This is a genomic window from Rhodococcus sp. IEGM 1330, assembly GCF_033142445.1.
GTDB lineage: Bacteria > Actinomycetota > Actinomycetes > Mycobacteriales > Mycobacteriaceae > Rhodococcoides.
Window position 1 is genome coordinate 407189 of sequence record NZ_JAWLSB010000005.1, and the last position, 20201, is coordinate 427389.

Consider the following 20201-nt stretch of genomic DNA (forward strand, 5'->3'; position numbering starts at 1 on the left):
CAGGTTCGGAATCATGCGCATCGATCGCGTCATGACCGGCAACCACTTCAGTTACACGCTGTCTACCGACGTCGCCGAAGCCATGGCGGACCTCAGCGCCGAGCACGTCTTCGTTCGGCCCCACTGCCCCTGTCGGAACCGCAAGGTCGAGCGTTGCAACCGCACGCTGCAGGTCGGGTGGGCATATCGGCAGGTCTTCCTCACCAACGCCGAGCGCAGCAACGTTATTACCCCCTCGCGCGAGTTTCGCAACACTGGACGAGCCCCCTCAGCCAGTGGCGGCCTTCCCCCGATCAGCCGACTGTCATGAACGTGTCAGGCGAGTACAACTAGGCTCGCGAAGCGGACTCCGGCACGCAAGGCGGCGCCGTAAAAAGACTTGAAGAAAAATTGGCCTAGCTGTCGATTCGGCAGCGGGATGTTCGTCGTAGTCAATGACGGAGCCGGACAGGCCGGCCCGCGACCTCATGCAGGAGGCAGCTCCATGTCCCAGTACGCGATCCTCATCTACGAAGACCCGGCGTTCTACGCGAACATCTCGCCCGAAGCGTGGCCCGCGGTGATCGACGCCCACAGCAAGTTCGTCGAGCAGATCTTCGCGCTCGGTGGGTCCCTGGTGGGCGGGCAGGCGCTGGCGCCCCCGACGACGGCCACCTCGATCAAGGGTGGCGTTACGGTGACGGACGGCCCGTTCGTCGAGACCAAGGAGGCCCTCAACGGCATCTACGTCGTCGAGGCGCGCGACCTCGACCACGCCGTCGAGATCGCCAAGCTGTGCCCGGCCCCCGCCCCCGGCGGCGGCGTCGAGGTCCGCCCGGTCGTGGATCCGACGACGAACCCGTTCTGACCGCTCCGAGCGACGATGCGACCGCGTCCGCCGTGCAGGCGGACGCGGTCGCTGCCGCGCTGGTGCATGCCCACCGCTCCGAGTGGGCCTTCGTGCTGTCCGCCACGGTGCGCGTCGCAGGCGACCTGGACGTCGCGGAGGAGTGCGCGCAGGAGGCGTACGTCAGCGCGCTGCAGGCTTGGACCCGGGACGGCGTCCCGGAGCGGCCCGGCGCGTGGCTGACCACCGCGGCGCGGAACAAGGCGCTCGACCGGCTGCGTCGCGAGGTCACCCTCCGGCGCAAGCTCCCGCTGCTCGTGGAGCCGGCGACCGTCGATCCGCACGACCCGGCCGACCCGGCCGACCCGGACTGGCCCGATGCCGCGGTGCCGGACGACCGGCTTCGGCTGGTGTTCACCTGTTGCCACCCCGCCCTCGCTCCCGAGGCCCGCATCGCCCTCACCCTGCGCCTGGTCTGCGGCGTTCCCACGCCCGACGTCGCCCGGGCCTTCCTGGTGTCCGAGCCGACGATGGCGGCACGGATCACCCGGGCCAAGAAGAAGATCTCTCAGGCGCGGATCCCCTACCGGGTTCCGGGCCGGGCGGAGCTGCCCGAGCGCCTGGACAGCGTGCTCACCGCCGTCCTCCTTCTCTTCAGCACCGGCCACACGGCCGGCGAGGGGGACGCGCTCGTCCGAGAGGAGCTCTGCGACCGGGCCCTGTACCTCGCGCGCACCCTCGCCGCGCTGCTCCCCGAGCAGGCCGAGACCCGCGGTCTGCTGGGCCTGCTGCTCCTCACCGACGCGCGCCGGGCCGCCCGGACCGCCGAGCAGGGCCGGCTGCTTCTGCTTGCCGACCAGGACCGGACGCGCTGGGACCAGCGCGCGATTCTGGAGGGGCTCACGGTGACGGCTGGGGCGCTGGCGTCCGGCCCGCCGGGGCGGTTCACCCTGCAGGCGGCGATCGCCGGCGTGCACGCGATGGCGCCGTCCGTGGAGCAGACCGACTGGCCGCGGGTCGTGCACCTTTACGACCGGCTGATGGCGGTGTGGAACACCCCGGTGGTCGCGCTCAACCGTGCCGCCGCCGTGGCGTTCGCCGACGGTCCGGCCGACGCCCTGCCGCTCCTCGACGAGCTGGCGACCGATCCCCGGCTCGCCGACTATCCTTACCTTCCCGCTACCCGCGCTGACCTGCTGCGCCGCCTCGGCGACGCAGCCGGCGCGGCTCAGTCGTACCGGCGCGCGCTGGAGCTCACGGTGAATGCCGCGGAGCGCGCCTTCCTGGAGCAGCGGCTGGCCGAGGTCAGTCGCGCCGCCGGTGCCGATTCCGCGCCCGGCTGAGGACGGCGGGTCGGCGGTCACCGCTTCGAGGCCTCGCCCGGGGCTCCCGGGTCGCGGCCGATGGCTCGGGTTCTCCCTCGCGTTCCGGGTCGGTCGGCCGAGAGCTCGAAGGCGCTGTGCTGGTCCGTCTCCCGGTGGTGCAGGCCCAGGCCTTCGTTGTCCTCGACCCGGTCGGCGGCCTCCTTTGCCTCGTTGATCCGATGCTCAACGGCGTCCGGCCGCTCGTCGCCCGTGCTCATCTGCGCCTCCTTGGGTGCGTGCCCGACGTCGGCCATCTCAGATACAGGAGCCGTTGCGGGGCCATTGTGACCTGGGGCGATGCCGGGGGCCGACGGCCTGCCATCCTTCCTTCCCGCCGCACCGGCCGACCCGCGCCCGATGTCTTCTGCGGCTGGTCGCGAGTCTCCCGGCGCTGTTGCTGCGGCGTGGATGCTTCCGGGCGGAGACTGGAGACGTGGCGCTGTGGCGTACGAGAGTGGGACAGCGCGCAATGAGGATGCAGATCGAGAAGCTGCCGATGGACGATTCCCTACAGGTGCTCAGCGGGCCATCAGTGAAGCCCATCCACGGACGGCCAACATGTGTGCGTAGTCCGTCGTAGCCGGATGGTCGGCAAACTGATAGCGGTAGAAGATCGGCGCAACGACCAGGTCGAGCAGGTCGGACACGGTGCCCTCGACGTCAACTGACTCTGCTCTCGTGCTCGTGCCGCGGTTGGTGTCCGGGGGCCGTCCCAGCGGCAAATGGAGCAGCATCGACATCCCGTCCTCGGTCGGCATCGTGCTCGCCTTCCCCGCCATCGTCCTCGGCGCCATCGAAGCGGCGACCACCCCGTGGACGTCACTGCAAGTCGTGGGCTTCATCAGCGGTGATTTTGCCTTGTTGGCTGCAGTTTTGGTCTACCGGACACGAGCACGGGACCCACTGGTTCCGCTGCATTTCTTCACCGACCGAACCCGGCTCTCGGCCAACCTGGTCACGGTGTTCTTCTACGCCGTCCTCTTCTCCCAGTTCTACTTCGTCACCCTCTACCTACAGACCGTTGTCGGTCTCAGTCCTCTCGAGACAGGGCTCAACTTCCCTCTTCTCGTCGCATTCGGGGCACTGGGGATACCGGCCACCGGAGCGCTGGTGCTGGCGACCACCCGGGTGACATCTCCGCCGGCGGTCCTCGTCATCCTGGTGTGCGCATTTTTCGTCCTCACCTGCTACCTGTCGGTGAACGGCATCGCCAAGGCCGAAGTGTTTCCCCCACACATCCGAGCCCTGGGCGTCGGCTTCGGCTACGCCGTGGCGAACTCCCTCTTCGGGGGCACGGCACCGTTGATCTACCACGCCACGAGCGGTCACGGCAGCGTCGAATTCATTGCTTACATGACGGTGCTGATCGCGGTGACGCTGTGCGCTGCCCTGTGGATGCGGGGTGGCTCGGCCACCGCGCTCGACAAGCCGAACAGCCCGCTCTAAAAACCCCAGCCCATGACGGCCGGGCGCGCTGTTCCGAACGTCAGATCCAGCGCATGCAGAGATTCCTCGTTGCGGGCAGTGAGGCGATTGGCGGCGGCGAACAATCGAGCCCGGTGGGTGCCGAAGTAGATGCTGGCGAGCACGTCGATGTCGAGTTCGATGTCCGGTTCGGATTCCACCCGGGTGCAGGTGGCTCGGCCGTCGGTCACGGTCAGTGAGTAGGTGCCGCCCGCATCGAGGAAGGGATCTCGCACAGCGATGATCAGCGAGGTGTCGAGAGCGTAGGTGCGAGCCTCCAACGCTGCCTCGACGTGCATGATGCGGCCCCACAGAGCGTCGTGGTGAGCCGTGACCTTGGGTAGCCGATTGTTGGTCAGCAGGAACGGCAGAGCTTCGTCCCGTGCCTGCCGTACCTCGATGGTGTCGACCAGGTCCACTCCGACGAGGATCTGCCACAACGCGGCGTACGCGTCGTCGGTCACCGCGATGAATTCCTGTACCACCACCCGACTCGGGTTCTGTCCGCGTCGGTAGGCGACGTATCCGTCGGGATGAACGACGAAGAACAGAGCCGTCAGTCCGCCGCGCCGGTTCTCGCGGTCGGCGAAGAACCGCTCCCAGCGGATCGGCGGCTTGGGCTGCGCGCCCGCGGTCTGCTGCTGCCAGCGGTGGTAGATGTCGGGGAGCAGTTCGGCGGCCTCGGCCGATTCGATCAGCCGCACACCGGTGGCCGGGGGAGCGTCCGTGCGGAACTGCGCGAATCGACGGTCGATCGAGACGCTGATCTCCTCGGTCAAGGGCCCGTATCCGAAGCGTCCGTAGATCGTCGCCTCGCTGGCTGTGAGCAGGGAGAGCGGTGCGCCCGCGTCGTTCAGGGCGCGGTGCTGCTGGGTGAACATCGATCGCAGGATGCCGCGTCGACGATGCGTCGGCGCGACCGACACCCAGGAGACTCCGGACGCCTCGACCTGCGCACCACCGGGAACGGTGACCGACATCGGGAAGTGCATGGCCACACCCACCGGGGTCTCGCCGTCCCACGCCAGGTACACGTGCTCGGACTGAGTCAGGATCTGTGTCTCGGCCAGGTCCTCGGCGTTCTGGTGCTCGCCGAATGCGTGGGCGTCGAGCAGCGCGACGGCATCCCAGTCGTCGTCGGTGGCGGTGCGGATGGTGATCGATTCGTCGGTAGTCATCGCTCATAACTTTTCCATACAGGAGTGGAGCCCGCGGAAGGACCCGGGATTTCAGCCGTATGCGTACTGCGCTTCGCCGACGGAGTCTCGAAATCGGCCGGGTGACAAGATGAGCACGTGGTGCATGTAATCGATATCGACGACCCATCGGACCCGCGACTGGACGATTTCCGCGATCTCAACTCGTCGGATCGGCGACCCGATCTGCCCGAGGGCAAGGGATTGGTGATCGCCGAGGGCGTGTTGGTTGCGCAGCGCCTGCTGACCTCGCGCTTCCCGATGATCAGCCTGCTGGGCGTGGATCGACGGCTCGACACCTTGCGCGACGATCTCGTCGATTCGGACGTCCCTTTCTATCGGACGTCCGCGGAGGTGATGGCCGAGGTCGTCGGCTTCCATCTCAATCGTGGTGTGTTGGCGGCGGCGAACAGGCCGCAGGCCCTCGATCTCGACGAGGTGCTGGCCGACGCGAAGACGGTAGCGATTCTCGAGGGCGTCAACGATCACGAGAACCTCGGGTCGATGTTCCGCAACGCGGCAGGCCTCGGAGTGGATGCCGTGCTGTTCGGAGCGGCGTGCGCGGATCCGCTCTATCGACGTTCGGTGCGGGTATCGATGGGGCATGTGCTGCGGGTGCCGTTCGCCAAGGTGCCCGAGTGGCCGCGCGGCCTCGATCGCGTTCGCGCGCATGGTTTTCAGCTGATCTCGCTGACACCCAATCCGGCGGCGGTGTCGCTGGCGGCGGCGATGACGGGGGAGAAGGTGGCGTTGTTGCTCGGCGCAGAGGGACCGGGTCTGACCGAACATGCCATGCGCGCCACAGACATTCGCGCGCGCATTCCGATGGCTCCTGGCACCGATTCACTCAATGTGGCGACAGCCGCTGCGATGGGGTTCTACGAACGCGTGCGCCTGACGTGAACGACCACGACCCGGGCGTCCGCTGGACCGGAATCCCGATCGCCGTGATCGCGGCGGCGCTGGCGGGTGTGGCACTGACGGCCTTCGGCCTGGAACTGGCCAGAATTCATCCGCTGCTGGCGATCGGTCTGAACATCATCATCGTTGCGGGTGCGGCACCGACGGTCATGCGGTGGCTCGCGATACCGGTGTGGCGCTGGGCCGTCTACGGAGCCGGTATCGGTTCCATCCTGAGCTTCGTGGCACTGGCGGCGCTGGCGTTCTGACAGTCGTCTTCTTCGTCGGTCTCCGACAGTGGGCAGGGTTGCGCACTACCGGCGACACTCGGCGGAAACCCGTCGACCTGCGGTGGCTGCGTGCAACGGCGACCACCCTGGCAGGACGAGGCATCTATTTGCGCGAGAACCAACGCTTCTTCGGTCGCGGTGCCTGCTCGTCGGGGGCGTCGGGCATGGGTTCCTGTGCGCCATGGCCGTTCGAGCTTCGGCTCTGCTGGTTCGGTGGCGGCGGCTCCTGTCCCGGAACGTACATCGTGAAGCCACAGACCGGCAGGGTGTTCGGATCGAATTCGTCCGCGTGTGGTGCACCGGTGTAGCGAAATCCGAGCCACTCGGCGTTGGCTGCCTCGGCGAATTCCTGTGGGTGGAACGGCAGCGATTGCGGATCCGGCATCACTCCGGGCGGATAGATCAGCGGATGCTCACCGGCCCAGAACGACCGCTCCCACACCAGTGGCAGGCCCGCGTCCTCGTAGATGTACACCGGGGTGGCGCTGAAGGATCGGCGGAATTCACCGCGCTCCCAGTACGCGAACGCACCCCAGGCGTGTTGGGGATCCGAGGCGACGAGGTAGGTGTGCTCGGACGCCAGAGGGCGAGTGAAGGATTCGGGAAGCGTCGACGGGGTGGGCACCGCGAGATTGGATCCGCAGACCACGGTGACGCCTGGGTAGCAACCGATGAAGACGTGATCGTCGTCCACGCCTGCAGAGGTCGATATGGGGCCCTGTCCGAGGGGCACCGCCGTCAGGTGGGGGTACAGACGTCCGACGAGTGCGCTCGCAGCATTCCAGTCCGAGGTGTTGGCCTCTCGGAGTACAGAAATGGGATCCGGTGCGTCCACGTACCAGATCGTTGATGCTTTGGCCCCCACTACCGGCACCTCTCTCTCCGTTACCTCCTGGGAAGCCTACGGTGTGAGCGTCGGCGGTTCGTCACCGCGCGGCACATCGGTCACATCAGAACTCAGTTGTGACCGCTGCTGCGAACACCGAGCAGGACGTCCTCCCACGACGGCATGGCTGGCTTGCCGCGCTTGTCCTTGCCGCTGGTGTGACCGGCGGCAGGCTTGGGTGCGGGCCGGGGTTCCCTGGACGCCGGTTCGCGCGGCTGCTCGGGCTCGGGAGTCGGCGCGTCGTCCACCTCGATGGTCTCGGCGTCGATTTCGCTGTCGGCGGTGGTGCCGTAGTAGTCGTCGAAGCTCTGCTGCGAGGCCTCGTCGTCGTTGGAATCCTCGGAGGACGTGAGTGCGCGCACCGGTGCCAGTCCGCGCAGTTGGCGTCCGAAGTCGGGATCGATCAGTTCGTGTGCGGTGTCGTCGAGCGGCGCGATGGTCCCGCCGTGCCCGTCGGGCAGGAACTGCCAGTGCGCCTTGTTGGTGGTGCGGCCCGCCTGCCACTTGAGCTGTGCGACCCACTTGTTGTCCTCGTCGCGCCAGGCGTCCCATGCCGCGTCGTCGAGATTGTGGCCGCGAGCGCGGAAGGCGAGGGTGACGATCTCGAGCAGGGTCTGCACGGCCGGGCCGTCGTGGCGTAGCGGATGACCGGACTGGGCCATCGACGCGGCCTGCGAGCGTTCGAGCAGCACCGGGTGAGCGAACACCTCGACGCGACTGATGGCCATTCCGGAGTCGGCGGCAACCTGTTCGATGGTCGCTCCGCTGCGGATACGGGCCTGAATTTCTTTCGGCCGAAGCAAGCTGTCCATTTCGATCTCAATCTGTCCTAGTCGAGCGATGTCACCGCGTGAGGCCGCGCGGAGCTTGTCGTCGGCTGGAAGCCGGAATCTGTCGCCGGTCTTGGGATCTGCGCACACGACGAACTTTCCGTCGGCCTCGAGACCCACCACACGTAAGTCTCGCACCTTGACCTCCTCATCGCGCCGGCTCGCGATACCGTCGAATTCGAGCCTAGTTCACCTGCCGTACTCGGCGGGTGTTCGACACGCATCGCTTCTGCCGACGATCGTTTACCTATCAGAGGGTAGACAGCTGCGGGCTCGGCTGCACCCATTCGGTCGATGTTCCGCCAATTACTTTGTGGGACAACGTCGATGCGTCTCTGCGAAGGTAGAGTGCACCCAGGCCGAAGCCGGTGGTCAGGGCGATCGCGTGCCCGACGGCGGTGAAGGACGGGTCCGATACTCCACTGATCGTGACGACGCCGATCCACAGTGCGGCCCAGCCCGCACGCCACGGCATCGGCAGGTACCTCACCATCGACCCGGCGACCGCTGCTGCTGCATAGCTGACACCCACGTCGACGGCCATCGCCAGCGAGTCCGCGAGCCAGTCGTTGTGAATGCCGATGAGCAGGCCGACGGCGACCACTGCCGTCGCACCGACGTGTCCGGCGCTGAAGGTCAGCAGAAAGCGTCGCCAGCCGGAGATCCATTCGGCGACGGCGAACAACAGGGCGACCGCGGCCAACCACAACCAGTTCACCCGTCCTTCGGTGAGAAAGACGCTCGTGACGAGGGTGGCGAGGTGGCCGTCGGTCAGATTGTGCAGGTTGGTGCTCGCCGCGTGCAGCACGTGCCAGCGATCGTGCGGGCCGATCTGGCCGAGCGCGATGGTTCCCGCTACCGCGAGTGCGCAGTACACCAGAGTCACGCGAATCCGTAGCGCGAATGCCAGGAGCCTGTACATACGAGCGCTCCCTCCGAGGTCGTTACGCTTGCGTACTTCAATGCAAGTGTAAGCCGCGAAGGGAGCGCCGTAGCTGTGAGCTTGCTGCTAACCCAGTGTGGACACGACCCAGTCGATGCTCGTGGTCAGTGCGGTGATGTCGTCCGGCTCGATGGCCGGGAACATACCGACACGCAACTGGTTGCGGCCGAGCTTGCGGTACGGCTCGGTGTCGACGACGCCGTTGGCGCGCAGGATCTTCGCAACCTGGGCTGCGTCGACCTTCTCGTCGAAGTCGATGGTGCCGACGACCTGGCTGCGGTGATCCGGGTTCGTCACGAACGGCGTTGCGTATTCGCTCTTCTCGGCCCAGTCGTACAGGCGTGAGGACGAGTCGGCGGTGCGCTTGGTGGCCCAGTCGAGGCCGCCCTGCGAGTTGAGCCATTCGATCTGATCGGCGAAGAGCAGCAGTGTCGCCACGGCCGGGGTGTTGTACGTCTGGTTCTTGCTGCTGTTGTCGACGGCGATCGGCAGCGACAGGAAGTCCGGGACCCACCGATCCGTGGCAGCTATTTCGCTGACGCGCTCGAGCGCGGCCGGGCTCATCAGCGCGACCCACAGGCCACCGTCGGCGGCGAAGCACTTCTGCGGAGCGAAGTAGTAGACGTCCGAGTCGGCGACGTTCACCGGCAGACCGCCTGCACCGGAGGTGGCGTCGATCGCGATGAGAGCGTTCTCGGAGCCGGCCGGACGGCTGACCGGGATGGCCACGCCCGTCGAGGTCTCGTTGTGCGCCCAACCGATGAGGTCGACGGACGGGTCCGAGGTGGGCTCGGGCGCGCTGCCCGGCTCGGCCTTGACGACGATCGGATCACCGATGAACGGGTTGTTCTTGGCCACCGAGGCGAACTTCGAGCTGAACTCGCCGTTGGTCAGGTGCAGCGACTTCTCGCGAATCAGGCCGAAGGCAGCAGCGTCCCAGAACGCGGTGGTGCCACCGTTGCCGAGCACGACCTCGTAGCCCTCGGGGAGCGAGAACAGATCCTTCAAGCCACTGCGCACGCGGCCTACGACGTCCTTGACGGGCTTCTGACGATGGCTGGTGCCGAACACGGAAGCGCCGACATCGACCAAGGATTGCAGCTGCTCAGGGCGAACCTTGGACGGGCCGCAACCGAAGCGGCCGTCGGCGGGCAGGAGATCGGCGGGAATGATCGGCAATTCGGCCATGGAGTAGCGCGTCCTAGCGTCGAGGGAATATGGCACCCGGAGGTTAGTCGAATACTGAGCGTAGTCGGGTGCCACGACACCTTCGACTACCGGATCAGCTCCCAGCCTTCGACAGACTCGGGGGTGCGGGGTTCGGGGCCGGTGTAGAGGGCGGCCGGCCGAACGAGCTTGCCGAGACGCTTCTGTTCCATGATGTGCGCGCACCAGCCGGCGGTACGGCCGCAGGTGAACATCGCGGGCATCATGTGTGCTGGTACCTCGGCGAAGTCGAGGATCACCGCGGCCCAGAACTCGACGTTGGTTTCGATCGCTCGATCGGGGCGGCGTTCGCGTAGCTCGGCCAGTGCAGCTTGCTCGAGCGCAGCGGCGACCTCGTAGCGCGGTGCATTCAGTCTCTTGGCGGTGGCGCGCAGAACACGGGCGCGAGGGTCCTCGGCGCGGTAGACGCGGTGCCCGAAGCCCATGAGCTTCTCTTTGCGGTCCAGGATTCCGGTGATCAAGGCGCGTGCGTCGCCGGTCTGTTCCACTTGTTCGATCATCGGCAGGACGCGGGCGGGCGCGCCGCCGTGCAGAGGTCCGGACATCGCACCGATGGCACCCGAGAGGCAGGCGGCGACGTCGGCTCCGGTGGAGGCGATGACGCGCGCGGTGAACGTCGAGGCGTTCATGCCGTGCTCGGCGGCCGAGACCCAGTACGCATCGATGGCGGCGACGTGGGCGGGATCCGGTTCACCCTTCCACCGGACCATGAACCGCTCGGTGACGGTCGCGGCCTGATCGATACGGGTCTGCGGTACGGCGGGCTGGTAGATACCGCGAGCGGACTGGGCGACGTAGGACAGTGCCATCACCGACGCTCGGGCGAGGTTGTCGCGAGCGGTGGAGTCGTCGATGTCGAGCACGGGCTGGTAGCCCCAGATGGGAGCGAGCATCGCCAGGCCGGCTTGGACGTCGACGCGAACGTCACCGGTGTGGATGGGCAGTGGGAACGGTTCGGCCGGCGGAAGCCCACGCCCGAACGCTCCGTCGACGAGCAGGGCCCAGACATCACCGAAGGTGACGTTCTGTGCGACGAGTTCCTCGATGTCGACGCCGCGATACCGCAGTGCGCCACCGTCCTTGTCGGGTTCGGCGATGTCGGAGGTGAACGCGACGACACCTTCGAGACCGGAGACGAAATCCTCGGGAACTTGTTGAACAGCCATGGCCTGTGGACTCCCTCGTCGCAACTGCACCCGGCTCTGCGCCGCATCCGGGCGTACTTCGTCAGAACCATAGCCGGGGACTACGCGGGAGTAGCGTCTGGGCTTGTGTCTGCAGATGAACAGCGCCTGGCGAACATGCGGGTGGATTACGGAGAGCCCGAAGACCTCGACGTCGATGCTCTGGCGGGCGGGTGGTGTTCGCTGGCGCAGCAGTGGTTGTCCGACGCGATAGCCGCGAATCTGCCCGAGCCCAACGCCATCGTGTTGGGGACGGTCGACGAGGCAGGTAGACCCGCCACCCGCACCGTGTTGTGCAAGGACTTCGACGAATCCGGGGTGGTGTTCTACACCAACTACGACTCGGACAAGGGCCGTGCGCTCACTGCGACGCCGTATGCATCGATCACGTTCCCGTGGATCGGAATTGCCCGCCAGCTCACCGTCCGCGGCCCGGTGGTCAAGGTCGATGCCGAGACGACCGAAGCGTATTGGCGCACGCGGCCCCGCGGCTCCCAGCAGGGGGCATGGGCGTCCGAGCAGTCACGTCCCATCGGCTCGCGGGAGGATCTGGCTGCGCGCCTGGCCGAGGTCACCGCGACGTTCGACGGCATCGAGGTGCCGGTTCCACCGAACTGGGGCGGCTTTCGCGTCGAACCGGAGACGGTCGAATTCTGGCAGGGCCGAACGAGCCGCATGCACAACCGAATTCGCCTGACGGTGGCAAGCGGTGTGATCGAGCGTCTGCAGCCGTGAGTGGATTGCGCGGCATTCTTGCCGATACGACACCGCTGAAAACTCCGGCCTACAAGCGGTTGTGGTTGGCGAACATCGTCACCGTCATCGGGGCGCAGCTGTCCATCGTCGCTGTGCCACAACAGGTTTTCCAGATCACGCTGAGTTCGGCCTATGTGGGCCTCACCGGTGTCTTCGCGCTGGTGCCGCTCATCGTGTTCGGTCTGTGGGGTGGGGCGCTGGCCGATGTGATGGACCGCCGCACCCTGTTGATGATCACCACCTGCGGCCTGATCGGAACGTCGGCGCTGTTCTGGTTGCAGGCGTTCCTCGACCTGAACAATGTCTGGATCATTCTGGTGCTGTTGGCCGTTCAGCAGGCATTCTTCGCGGTGAACCAGCCGACGCGCAGCGCAATTCTCCCGCGAATCCTGCCTGCCGAGCAGTTGCCCGCCGCGAACTCGCTGAACATGACGGTGATGAACTTCGGCGCTATCGCTGGACCGCTCAGTGCCGGCATCCTCATCTACTACATCGGGCTCGAGACCCTCTACCTGATCGACACCATCGCACTGTTCGCCACCCTGTGGGCAGTGATCCGGCTGCCGGGGATACCGCCGGCGAAGTCGGGTCAGCGCGCCGGATTGCGTTCGGTGTTCGACGGTTTCGCCTACCTCGCGACACAGAAGGTGTTGCTGGCCTCGTTCGTCGTCGACATCATCGCCATGGTGTTCGGTATGCCCCGTGCGCTCTTCCCGCAGATCGCGCACGAGAGCTTCGGCGATCCGGCCTCGGGCGGTCCGGTGTTGGGCATGCTGTTCGCAGCGATGTCCGCGGGCGCGGTGGTGGGAGGCGTGTTCTCCGGCTGGCTGCCCCGAGTACGCAGACAGGGTCTGGCGGTGCTGATCTGCATCGTCGTGTGGGGCGTGGCGATGATCGGCTTCGGTCTGGCCGTCGGCGCGGCCACGGACGGGGCCACCACCGTGGCCCTGTGGTTCGCATTGGCGTTCCTTGCCCTCGGCGGTGGAGCCGACATGATCTCGGCGGCCTTCCGCAGCACGATGCTGCAGCAGGTCGCCACCGACGAGATGCGTGGTCGCCTGCAAGGTGTCTTCATCGTCGTGGTCGCCGGTGGCCCGCGCGTCGGCGACGTGCTGCACGGCGCAGCGGCCGCGTCCGTCGGTACTGCGGCCGCAGCTGCGGGCGGTGGAGTGCTGGTCGTCATCGGGGTCTCGATCGCCGCGCTGGCACTTCCGGCGTTCATTCGCTATCGAGTCGGAGCAGTCATCGGACAGAAGGTGGTAAAGAATGACTCCCATGGCTGATGCGCAGACGTATTCGTTGACGAGCGGCAAGTATCGGGCAGACATCGCTGCCGTCGGAGCGGGCCTCCGGGCGCTCGAGTACGAGGGCGCACCGCTCACCGAGACGTGGGAGGCGGGCTCCAAGCCGCCGCTGTCGGCGGGACTGGTGTTGGCCCCGTGGCCCAATCGAACGGCCGACGGCACGTTCACGTTCGAAGGCGTCGAGCATCGGTTGGAGATCACCGAGCCCTCGCGCAACAACGCCAGTCACGGATTCGTCCGACGCGTGGCGTGGACTCTCGTGGAGCACACCGACAGTCGCGTCGAGCAGAGCGTGGACATCGGAACGCATCAGGGTTGGCCGTTCTCGATCACGGTGACCGCGGTGCACGAGCTGTCGGCGGACGGTCTCACCGTCACCGCGTCGGCGACGAACACCGGTGATTCGCCCGCGCCGTACGGGATGGGTTTTCACACGTTCGCCAGGGTGGGAGACGTGCCGCTCGACGAGTGCACGCTCGAGCTCTCGGCCGGGACGCGGCTGCCGCTCGACCCGGTTCGCAATCTGCCCGTGGGCAATTCGGTGCCGACGGCCGATACCGAATACGACTTCCGGCAGCCGCGAACGCTGCAGGGCGTGCAGCTGGACACTCCGTTCAGCGCGTCGCTGCCCGAGGCCGACGGCCGAGCGAACCATGTTCTTCGTGGCCCCGACGGCACCGCGACCGTGCTGTGGACCGACAGCAGCTTCGGCTGGGTTCAGGTGTTCACTGCCGATCCCGCCAACGATCAGGCCTATCCCGATCGAGGACGGGCGTTGGCGATCGAGCCGATGACGTGCCCGCCCGATGCGTTGAACTCCGAAATCGATCTGATCGTGCTGGATCCGGGGCAATCCTGGTCCGGCACCTGGGGAATGAGGTACGAGAAGTGACCATTCTGGTGTGCGGCGAGGCGTTGGTCGATCTGGTTCCGGTGCACGAGGGGCCGCTGCTCTCGCCCAAACTCGGTGGCGGCCCGTTCAATGTCGCCGTCGCGATAGGTCGATTGGGTTCGCCCGTCGCGTATCTCTCGCGGATATCGCGTGACCCGTTCGGCGAGCAGATCCTGACGAGTCTGCGCGACGCCGGAGTCGACACCACGTGGGTGCAGCGCGGCGACGAGCCGACGACGTTGGCTATGACCACCCTCGCCGACGACGGCAGCGCCGAGTATTCGTTCTACGCCGACGGCACAGCCGACCGCCTCGTTGCCGATCCCGGCGATCTGCCCGACGAGATCAGCGTGCTCTCGTTCGGCACACTGTCGCTGCTCTACGAGCCCGGCGCGTCGATGTACGCGGGCCTGCTGCACCGGGCCCGGGCGGCGGGCAAGCTCACGATGCTCGACCCGAACATCCGGCCTGCCGCCATCGACAGCACCAGCGGAGACATCACTGCCGACGGGTTTCGCGACCGTTTCCGTTCGTGGTTGCCCAGCATCGACATTCTCAAGGTGTCCGAGGACGACTCGCATTGGTTGGGGCTCGGAACCCAGGGCACAACGGTCGACGACTGGCTCGCGTCGGGGGTCACCGCAGTGGTCATGACGCGCGGCGGCGACGGAATTTCGGTGTTCACGGCACCGGGGGAGACGTCGGGCACCGGAATTGCCGCGGCCGAGGAGATCTCGGTACCGGGTGTCGCGGTCGACGTCGTCGATACGATCGGCGCTGGTGACACCGTGCACGGGGCTCTGCTCAGCTTTCTGCAGAAGGAGAGCATTATCACATCGAACGCGGTGAAAGGGATGAGCAAGCAAGATTGGCAAGAAGCGCTCGAGTTCGCCGCAAAAGCAGCGGCAATCACGGTTTCTCGACCCGGTGCCGACCCTCCCTGGGCGTCCGAGGCGTCGAGAGACTAGTTTCACTATCGACGTTAGAACTGTCCGCTTCAAGTACGTGTCCGTTACACGAGTTCGAGAGGGACCATTCGTGCCCGCTGAGAATGACGCCAAAGCCACCCTCACCTATCCCGGTGGCGAGTACTCCATGTCGATTGCCCAGGCTTCCGAGGGCAACAACGGCATCGAGCTGGGAAAGTTGCTGGCCACCACCGGCTACACGACGTTGGACGGCGGGTTCGTCAACACCGCGTCGACCAAGTCGGCCATCACCTACATCGACGGTGACGCAGGCATCCTGCGCTACCGCGGTTACCCGATCGAACAGCTCGCGGGCAAGTCGTCGTTCATCGAGGTCAGCTACCTGCTGATCTACGGTGAGCTGCCGTCCGAGGATCAGCTCGAGACCTTCACCGATCGCGTCCGTCGCCACACGTTGCTGCACGAGGACCTCAAGCGCTTCTTCGACGGGTTCCCGCGCAACGCGCATCCGATGCCGGTCCTGTCCAGCGCCGTCAACGCGCTCTCGGCGTATTACCAGGATTCGCTGGACCCCAACGACCCGGAGCAGGTCGAACTCTCGACCATCCGCTTGCTGGCCAAGTTGCCGACCATCGCGGCCTACGCCTACAAGAAGTCGGCCGGTCAGCCGTTCCTGTACCCGGACAACTCGAAATCTCTGGTGGAGAACTTCCTGCGCATGACGTTCGGGTTCCCGGCCGAGCCGTACGAGGTCGATCCCGAGATCGTCAAGGCCCTCGACATGCTGCTCATCCTGCATGCCGACCACGAGCAGAACTGCTCCACGTCGACGGTCCGGCTCGTCGGCTCCTCGCAGGCGAACCTGTTCACCTCGATCTCCGGCGGCATCAATGCGCTGTGGGGCCCGCTGCACGGCGGTGCCAACCAGGCCGTGCTCGAGATGCTCGACAAGATCAAGGCCGAGGGCGGCGACGCCACGGACTTCCTGCGTCGTGTGAAGAACAAGGAAGACGGCGTCAAGCTGATGGGCTTCGGGCACCGCGTGTACAAGAATTTCGATCCGCGCGCGACGCTGGTCAAGGAGACTGCGCACACCATCCTCGGCAAGCTGGGCAACGGCGACGAACTGCTCGATATCGCCCTCAAGCTCGAAGAAACGGCGCTCACCGACGATTACTTCGTCGAGCGCAAGCTCTACCCCAACGTGGACTTCTACACCGGCCTGATCTACCGCGCGATGGGCTTCCCGCCGCGCATGTTCACGGTGTTGTTCGCGATGGGCCGTCTCCCGGGCTGGATCGCGCACTGGCGCGAGCAGAACGAGGACACGACCGGCAAGATCGGCCGTCCGCGCCAGATCTACACCGGCTACACCGAGCGCGACTACCAGGACGTCAGCTCCCGCTAGATCTCGCTGTTCAACAACGCCGCCGGCTCCCATCGGGAGTCGGCGGCGTTGTCGTTCTTGCCGAGTTCGCAGTTACGCAGGCGATATGGCCACTGTGGTCGTCGTAGCCGCGAACTCGAAGTTATGGACGTGATTCGGCCGAATTCCGTCCACAACTTCGAGTTCGCGGCACCGTCAGGCGTCGAAGTGCTTGCGGTTCTTCAACACCGGCAGAGTTTTTCGCACGGCGTCGACCAGTTCGGTATGGATGTCGATGGTCAGCATTCCGGGTGTTGCGTCCAGTTGCCCGAGAATCTCGCCGGTGGGCGAGCAGACGATGCTGTGTCCCACGCCCAATGGTGCATTTCCCTCGGCGGCAGCGGGTTCCGCTTGGTCGCAGGCGGCGATGAACGTCGTCGAATCCAGTGCGCGTGCCCGCGCGAGCAATGTCCACTGATCCACTTTGCCGTCACCCGATCCCCATGATGCCGGAACGACAACGAGTTTCGCGCCGAGATCGCCGAGTTTCTGAAACAGCGAAGGGAATCGAATGTCGTAGCAGGTGGCGAAGCCCACCCGAACTCCGGCGATGTCGACCACGAGGGGCTCCGAACCCGGTGCGACGGTGTCTGATTCGGCGAATCCGAAGGCATCGAACAGGTGGATCTTGTCGTAACTCGCGTCGATTCCGGGGCCGGTGACGAGCAGAGTGTTCGTCACCCTGTCTTCTGCAGCGGGCGTGAACATTCCGGCGACGACGGTGATGCCGGTGGCGGACGCGATATCACGCACCGCGTTCGCCCACTCGCCATCGAGGGGCTCGGCGAACCTGCGTATCGGCCCGCCGAAACACCGCATCATCGCCTCCGGAAACACCACGAGGTCCGAGCCGGCATCCGCAGCGGCACGGGCATGAGTGTCGATGAGTTCGAGGTTCTCGGCGGGGTGTACGCCACTGGTGATCTGGGCGAGACTGATGCGAATGGTCGTGCTCACGGTGTGACTCCTGGTTTCGTAGGAGGAAGACAGGTATACATATCGTATGCAGCCGCTGTCGGGGAGGGAGAAGGCGTATCTGTTCGTGCGCGATCAGGTGCTGTCGTCACCGGCCGCCACCGGCACTTTTCTCAACGAGCAGGAGCTCGCCACTCGAATCGGTGTGTCGCGTACGCCCGTTCGTGAAGCCTTGCTGATGCTGCAGTCCGAGGGTCTGGTCGAGATGGTGCCCAAGCGTGGTGCGCACGTACCGGCGATGTCCGGACGGCAGATCGCCGAACTGATGGATCTGCGCGGGGTCCTGGAGCGGCACGCGGCCACCCGAGCGCTGCGCGCCGACGACGCTCCGATCGAGCAGATGCAGCATGCGCTCGAGCAGCAGGAATTGCTGATGAACTCCGACAGTGCGGATGCGCCGAAGGAGTTCATCGACTGGGACGGCACCTTCCATCAGAGTCTGATCGATTCGGCGGGTAGCGATCTGCTCTCCCGCACGTACGCCGGTCTGCGTGCTCGGCAGCTGCGGGTGGGTCTGAGCGCCCTGTTCACCGCGGCCAACCGGCAGCACCGGGTGTGCGCCGAGCACCAGGCCATCATCGACGCACTGAGTGTCGGCGACGAGGGCCTGGTGCACGAGAAGATCGACGCTCACCTCGAGGTCACACTTCAGACTCTGCTGCGCGCGTAGCCTTTTCGTGTTCCTGATTCAGTAGCACGTAGTGCTCGTCCTCGGTGGGGTCGGGGTTGCGTCCCAGTGCCAGGCCGACAAGCGTCACCGCGCCGACGATCACGATGTATCCGGCGATCGGCACCCAACTGTCCGTCTTGTCGAGCAGGTACACGAAGATCAGCGGTGCCATCGCCCCACCGAACACTCCTGCGATCGTGTAGGCCAACGAACTGCCGGTGGAGCGCAGTCGCACGCTGAACTGCTCGGTCACGAACGCTGCCTGCGGCCCGTACATGAACGAGTGGAACGCCAGGCCCACAACGACGCCGAGGATCAGCAGTGGAAGAGATCCGCCGCCGATGACGAGGAAGAAGATGGCGCTCCAGGCAACACCGCCCACGGCCGCGACGCCGTAGACCAGACGTCGATTGATGCGGTCGGAGACGGCTCCGGCCAGCGGTATCAGACCGAGCTGGCAGGCGGAGCCGACCAGAATGGCGGTGAGTACCTCGCTACGTTCGAAGCCCAGTTTCTGGGTTCCGTAGGTGATCGAGAAGACGGTGAACAGTGCGTAGATGACGTCGGGTGCAACGCGGGACATGATGCCTGCCACGAGTGGTCGCAGTTCCGTCTTGAACACTTCGCTGATCGGGGCTTCCGAGCGATCGCCGCTTTCCTGAAGTGCTTTGAACACCGGGGTGTCCTCGAGCTTCAGGCGGATCCACAGACCGAACGCGACGAGCACGGCCGAGAAGAGGAATGCAACACGCCATCCCCAGGACTCGAACTGCTGGTCGGTCAGCGACAGTGTCAGGATTGCCAGTGCACCGTTGGCGAGCAGGTTGCCCGCCGGTGGTCCGATCTGCGCTGCGGAGGACCAGAAGCCGCGCTTGCGGGGATCACCGTACTCACTGGAGAGCAGAACGGCTCCGCCCCACTCGCCGCCGACGGCAACGCCCTGGCAGAACCGCATGGTGACGAGGATGATCGGGGCAGCGATGCCGATGGTGTCGTACCCGGGGATCAACCCGATGGCGAACGTCGTGACGCCGATCAGCATCAGGGTGATGACGAGAAGCTGTTTTCGGCCGATCACGTCGCCGAGTCGCCCGAAGACGAATCCACCGACCGGACGGGCGATGTACCCGACGGCGTAGGTCGAGAAGGCCAGCAATGTTCCGGTCAGTGGGTCGCTGTCCGGGAAGAAGACCAGCGGGAACACCAGCGCTGCGGCGGCCGAGTAGACGGCGAAGTCGTACCACTCCAATGCCGTTCCGGTCAGGCTGGCGGCAAAGGCCTTGGCCAGGCCCTTTCTATCCACCGAAACTGGTTCGGTCATGACGACTCCTTCGTGTGCCTGGGATCACTCTATCCGTTGTACGTGCTCCATACTTGCTGTATACAAGACGTATGCGCAAGGCTTTCGGCGTATCGGAAACAGAAAATTTACGAGGAGAGGGTCCTTACTGATGCTCACATTCACGCTGCCCGACGGCACGACCGAGTCGGTAGAAGTGACCGCACTGCTCAATGCGGGCTATGCCGGTCGCAACCAGGAAGAGGTGGCGTCGCACATCGCCGAGCTGGCCGAATTGGGCGTACCGGCTCCGACGGTGACCCCGGCGCTGTATCCCATCTCGCCGTACTTGGCGCAGCAGACCGATGCCGTCGCCGTCCAACACGGTCGCACCTCGGGTGAGGCGGAGTGGGCTCTGGTGATCCTGGGCGACACGATCGACGACGTCCTGCTCACGGTTGCGTGCGACCACACCGACCGTGACCTGGAAGTCCACAGCGTCGCGTGGAGCAAGAACGCGGCTCCCGACGTGCTCGGCACCGGTGCGTGGCGGCTGAGCGAGGTGGCCGACCGACTCGACGAGATCACCCTGACCGCGTGGGCCGACGGTGTGCTCATCCAGTCGGGAACGCTCGGTGATCTTCTCGCTCCGCAGTACTGGTTGGACGTGCTCACCGAACGTGGACTGTTCTCGCGTGGAACGGTATTGATCTCGGGCACCATCTCGATGCACCACGGGGTCGATCAGTTCTCCGACGCCTGGAAGGTAGAGATGGCCGACCTCGCAACCGGCAACACGTTGACCTGCGAATACAAGACGATGTTGATGCCAGCTCCGATCGGTTGACCGTCACGACGTA

At 65.7% G+C, this 20201-nt stretch carries 23 protein-coding genes; 13 read left to right on the forward strand and 10 right to left on the reverse strand.

Annotated elements, in window-relative coordinates; translation table 11 throughout:
* The first annotated feature begins 13 nt into the window (after positions 1-13).
* From R4P57_RS14900 to R4P57_RS14910, 3 genes are all read left to right on the forward strand, one after another.
* Entirely contained in the window at positions 14-310 is a 297-nt protein-coding gene (locus R4P57_RS14900) for a hypothetical protein (RefSeq protein ID WP_317803588.1), read from the forward strand.
* A gap of 174 nt (positions 311-484) precedes the next feature.
* Positions 485-847: a YciI family protein gene (locus R4P57_RS14905; RefSeq protein WP_317803589.1), complete on the forward strand. Its 363-nt coding sequence runs from the start codon at positions 485-487 to the stop codon at positions 845-847.
* 32 nt (positions 848-879) lie between these two features.
* Complete coding sequence (locus R4P57_RS14910) at positions 880-2169, forward strand: RNA polymerase sigma factor (protein ID WP_317803590.1); 1290 nt, start codon at positions 880-882, stop codon at positions 2167-2169.
* A gap of 17 nt (positions 2170-2186) precedes the next feature.
* Here the strand turns inward: R4P57_RS14910 and R4P57_RS14915 are convergent, their stop codons facing one another.
* A complete protein-coding gene (locus tag R4P57_RS14915; protein WP_317803591.1) occupies positions 2187-2408 on the reverse strand; it encodes a hypothetical protein in 222 nt (73 codons plus the stop codon).
* 300 nt (positions 2409-2708) lie between these two features.
* Positions 2709-2837, reverse strand: coding sequence for a hypothetical protein (locus R4P57_RS14920; RefSeq protein WP_317803592.1), 129 nt, complete (start codon positions 2835-2837; stop codon positions 2709-2711).
* A gap of 31 nt (positions 2838-2868) precedes the next feature.
* Here R4P57_RS14920 and R4P57_RS14925 point away from each other — a divergent pair, with 31 nt between their 5' ends.
* Complete coding sequence (locus R4P57_RS14925; protein ID WP_317803593.1) at positions 2869-3636, forward strand: hypothetical protein; 768 nt, start codon at positions 2869-2871, stop codon at positions 3634-3636.
* Here R4P57_RS14925 and R4P57_RS14930 read toward each other — a convergent pair.
* Positions 3633-4832 (reverse strand): GNAT family N-acetyltransferase, encoded by a 1200-nt coding sequence (locus R4P57_RS14930; RefSeq protein WP_317803594.1) that lies wholly within the window; start codon positions 4830-4832, stop codon positions 3633-3635. The two genes, R4P57_RS14925 and R4P57_RS14930, sit on opposite strands and share 4 nt — an antisense overlap.
* 117 nt (positions 4833-4949) lie before the next feature.
* Between R4P57_RS14930 and R4P57_RS14935 the strand changes: the two genes are divergently transcribed.
* On the forward strand, positions 4950-5753 hold the full coding sequence (locus R4P57_RS14935; protein WP_317803595.1) for an RNA methyltransferase: 804 nt from the start codon (positions 4950-4952) through the stop codon (positions 5751-5753).
* Entirely contained in the window at positions 5750-6019 is a 270-nt protein-coding gene (locus R4P57_RS14940; RefSeq protein WP_317803596.1) for a DUF2537 domain-containing protein, read from the forward strand. Before R4P57_RS14935 ends, R4P57_RS14940 begins: the two co-directional genes overlap by 4 nt.
* Positions 6020-6143: 124 nt before the next feature.
* On the opposite strand, the gene R4P57_RS14945 is transcribed toward R4P57_RS14940, so the two are convergent.
* The 5 genes from R4P57_RS14945 to R4P57_RS14965 form a co-directional block, all read right to left on the reverse strand.
* The gene (locus tag R4P57_RS14945) at positions 6144-6914 is read right to left on the reverse strand and encodes a DUF6928 family protein (RefSeq protein WP_411742364.1); all 771 of its coding nucleotides are present in this window, start codon (positions 6912-6914) and stop codon (positions 6144-6146) included.
* Between the two features lie 83 nt (positions 6915-6997).
* Entirely contained in the window at positions 6998-7894 is an 897-nt protein-coding gene (sepH, locus tag R4P57_RS14950; RefSeq protein WP_317803597.1) for a septation protein SepH, read from the reverse strand.
* A gap of 112 nt (positions 7895-8006) precedes the next feature.
* Positions 8007-8678, reverse strand: a complete 672-nt coding sequence (locus R4P57_RS14955; protein ID WP_317803598.1) for a rhomboid-like protein — start codon at positions 8676-8678, stop codon at positions 8007-8009.
* Between the two features lie 87 nt (positions 8679-8765).
* Positions 8766-9887 (reverse strand): phosphoserine transaminase, encoded by a 1122-nt coding sequence (serC, locus tag R4P57_RS14960; protein ID WP_317803599.1) that lies wholly within the window; start codon positions 9885-9887, stop codon positions 8766-8768.
* 86 nt (positions 9888-9973) lie between these two features.
* Positions 9974-11092, reverse strand: coding sequence for a citrate synthase 2 (locus R4P57_RS14965; protein ID WP_317803600.1), 1119 nt, complete (start codon positions 11090-11092; stop codon positions 9974-9976).
* A 135-nt stretch (positions 11093-11227) separates the two neighbouring features.
* Here R4P57_RS14965 and pdxH point away from each other — a divergent pair, with 135 nt between their 5' ends.
* From pdxH to R4P57_RS14990, 5 genes are all read left to right on the forward strand, one after another.
* Positions 11228-11845 carry a pyridoxamine 5'-phosphate oxidase gene (gene pdxH / locus R4P57_RS14970; RefSeq protein ID WP_317803662.1) on the forward strand — a complete coding sequence of 206 codons (618 nt, stop codon included), beginning with the start codon at positions 11228-11230 and terminating at the stop codon, positions 11843-11845.
* On the forward strand, positions 11842-13149 hold the full coding sequence (locus R4P57_RS14975; RefSeq protein WP_317803601.1) for an MFS transporter: 1308 nt from the start codon (positions 11842-11844) through the stop codon (positions 13147-13149). The genes pdxH and R4P57_RS14975 overlap by 4 nt, the downstream gene beginning before the upstream one ends.
* On the forward strand, positions 13133-14062 hold the full coding sequence (locus tag R4P57_RS14980; protein WP_317803602.1) for an aldose 1-epimerase family protein: 930 nt from the start codon (positions 13133-13135) through the stop codon (positions 14060-14062). Before R4P57_RS14975 ends, R4P57_RS14980 begins: the two co-directional genes overlap by 17 nt.
* Positions 14059-15030, forward strand: a complete 972-nt coding sequence (locus R4P57_RS14985; protein WP_317803603.1) for a carbohydrate kinase — start codon at positions 14059-14061, stop codon at positions 15028-15030. Before R4P57_RS14980 ends, R4P57_RS14985 begins: the two co-directional genes overlap by 4 nt.
* A 70-nt stretch (positions 15031-15100) precedes the next feature.
* Positions 15101-16399 carry a citrate synthase gene (locus tag R4P57_RS14990; RefSeq protein WP_317803604.1) on the forward strand — a complete coding sequence of 433 codons (1299 nt, stop codon included), beginning with the start codon at positions 15101-15103 and terminating at the stop codon, positions 16397-16399.
* A 174-nt stretch (positions 16400-16573) separates the two neighbouring features.
* Here the strand turns inward: R4P57_RS14990 and R4P57_RS14995 are convergent, their stop codons facing one another.
* On the reverse strand, positions 16574-17374 hold the full coding sequence (locus R4P57_RS14995) for a carbon-nitrogen hydrolase family protein (RefSeq protein WP_317803605.1): 801 nt from the start codon (positions 17372-17374) through the stop codon (positions 16574-16576).
* A gap of 46 nt (positions 17375-17420) precedes the next feature.
* Here R4P57_RS14995 and R4P57_RS15000 point away from each other — a divergent pair, with 46 nt between their 5' ends.
* The gene (locus R4P57_RS15000; protein ID WP_317803606.1) at positions 17421-18062 is read left to right on the forward strand and encodes a GntR family transcriptional regulator; all 642 of its coding nucleotides are present in this window, start codon (positions 17421-17423) and stop codon (positions 18060-18062) included.
* On the opposite strand, the gene R4P57_RS15005 is transcribed toward R4P57_RS15000, so the two are convergent.
* Complete coding sequence (locus tag R4P57_RS15005) at positions 18034-19383, reverse strand: MFS transporter (RefSeq protein ID WP_317803607.1); 1350 nt, start codon at positions 19381-19383, stop codon at positions 18034-18036. The genes R4P57_RS15000 and R4P57_RS15005 overlap by 29 nt on opposite strands.
* Before the next feature lie 130 nt (positions 19384-19513).
* Here R4P57_RS15005 and R4P57_RS15010 point away from each other — a divergent pair, with 130 nt between their 5' ends.
* Positions 19514-20188: a DUF2848 domain-containing protein gene (locus tag R4P57_RS15010; protein ID WP_317803608.1), complete on the forward strand. Its 675-nt coding sequence runs from the start codon at positions 19514-19516 to the stop codon at positions 20186-20188.
* Positions 20189-20201: the final 13 nt, after the last annotated feature.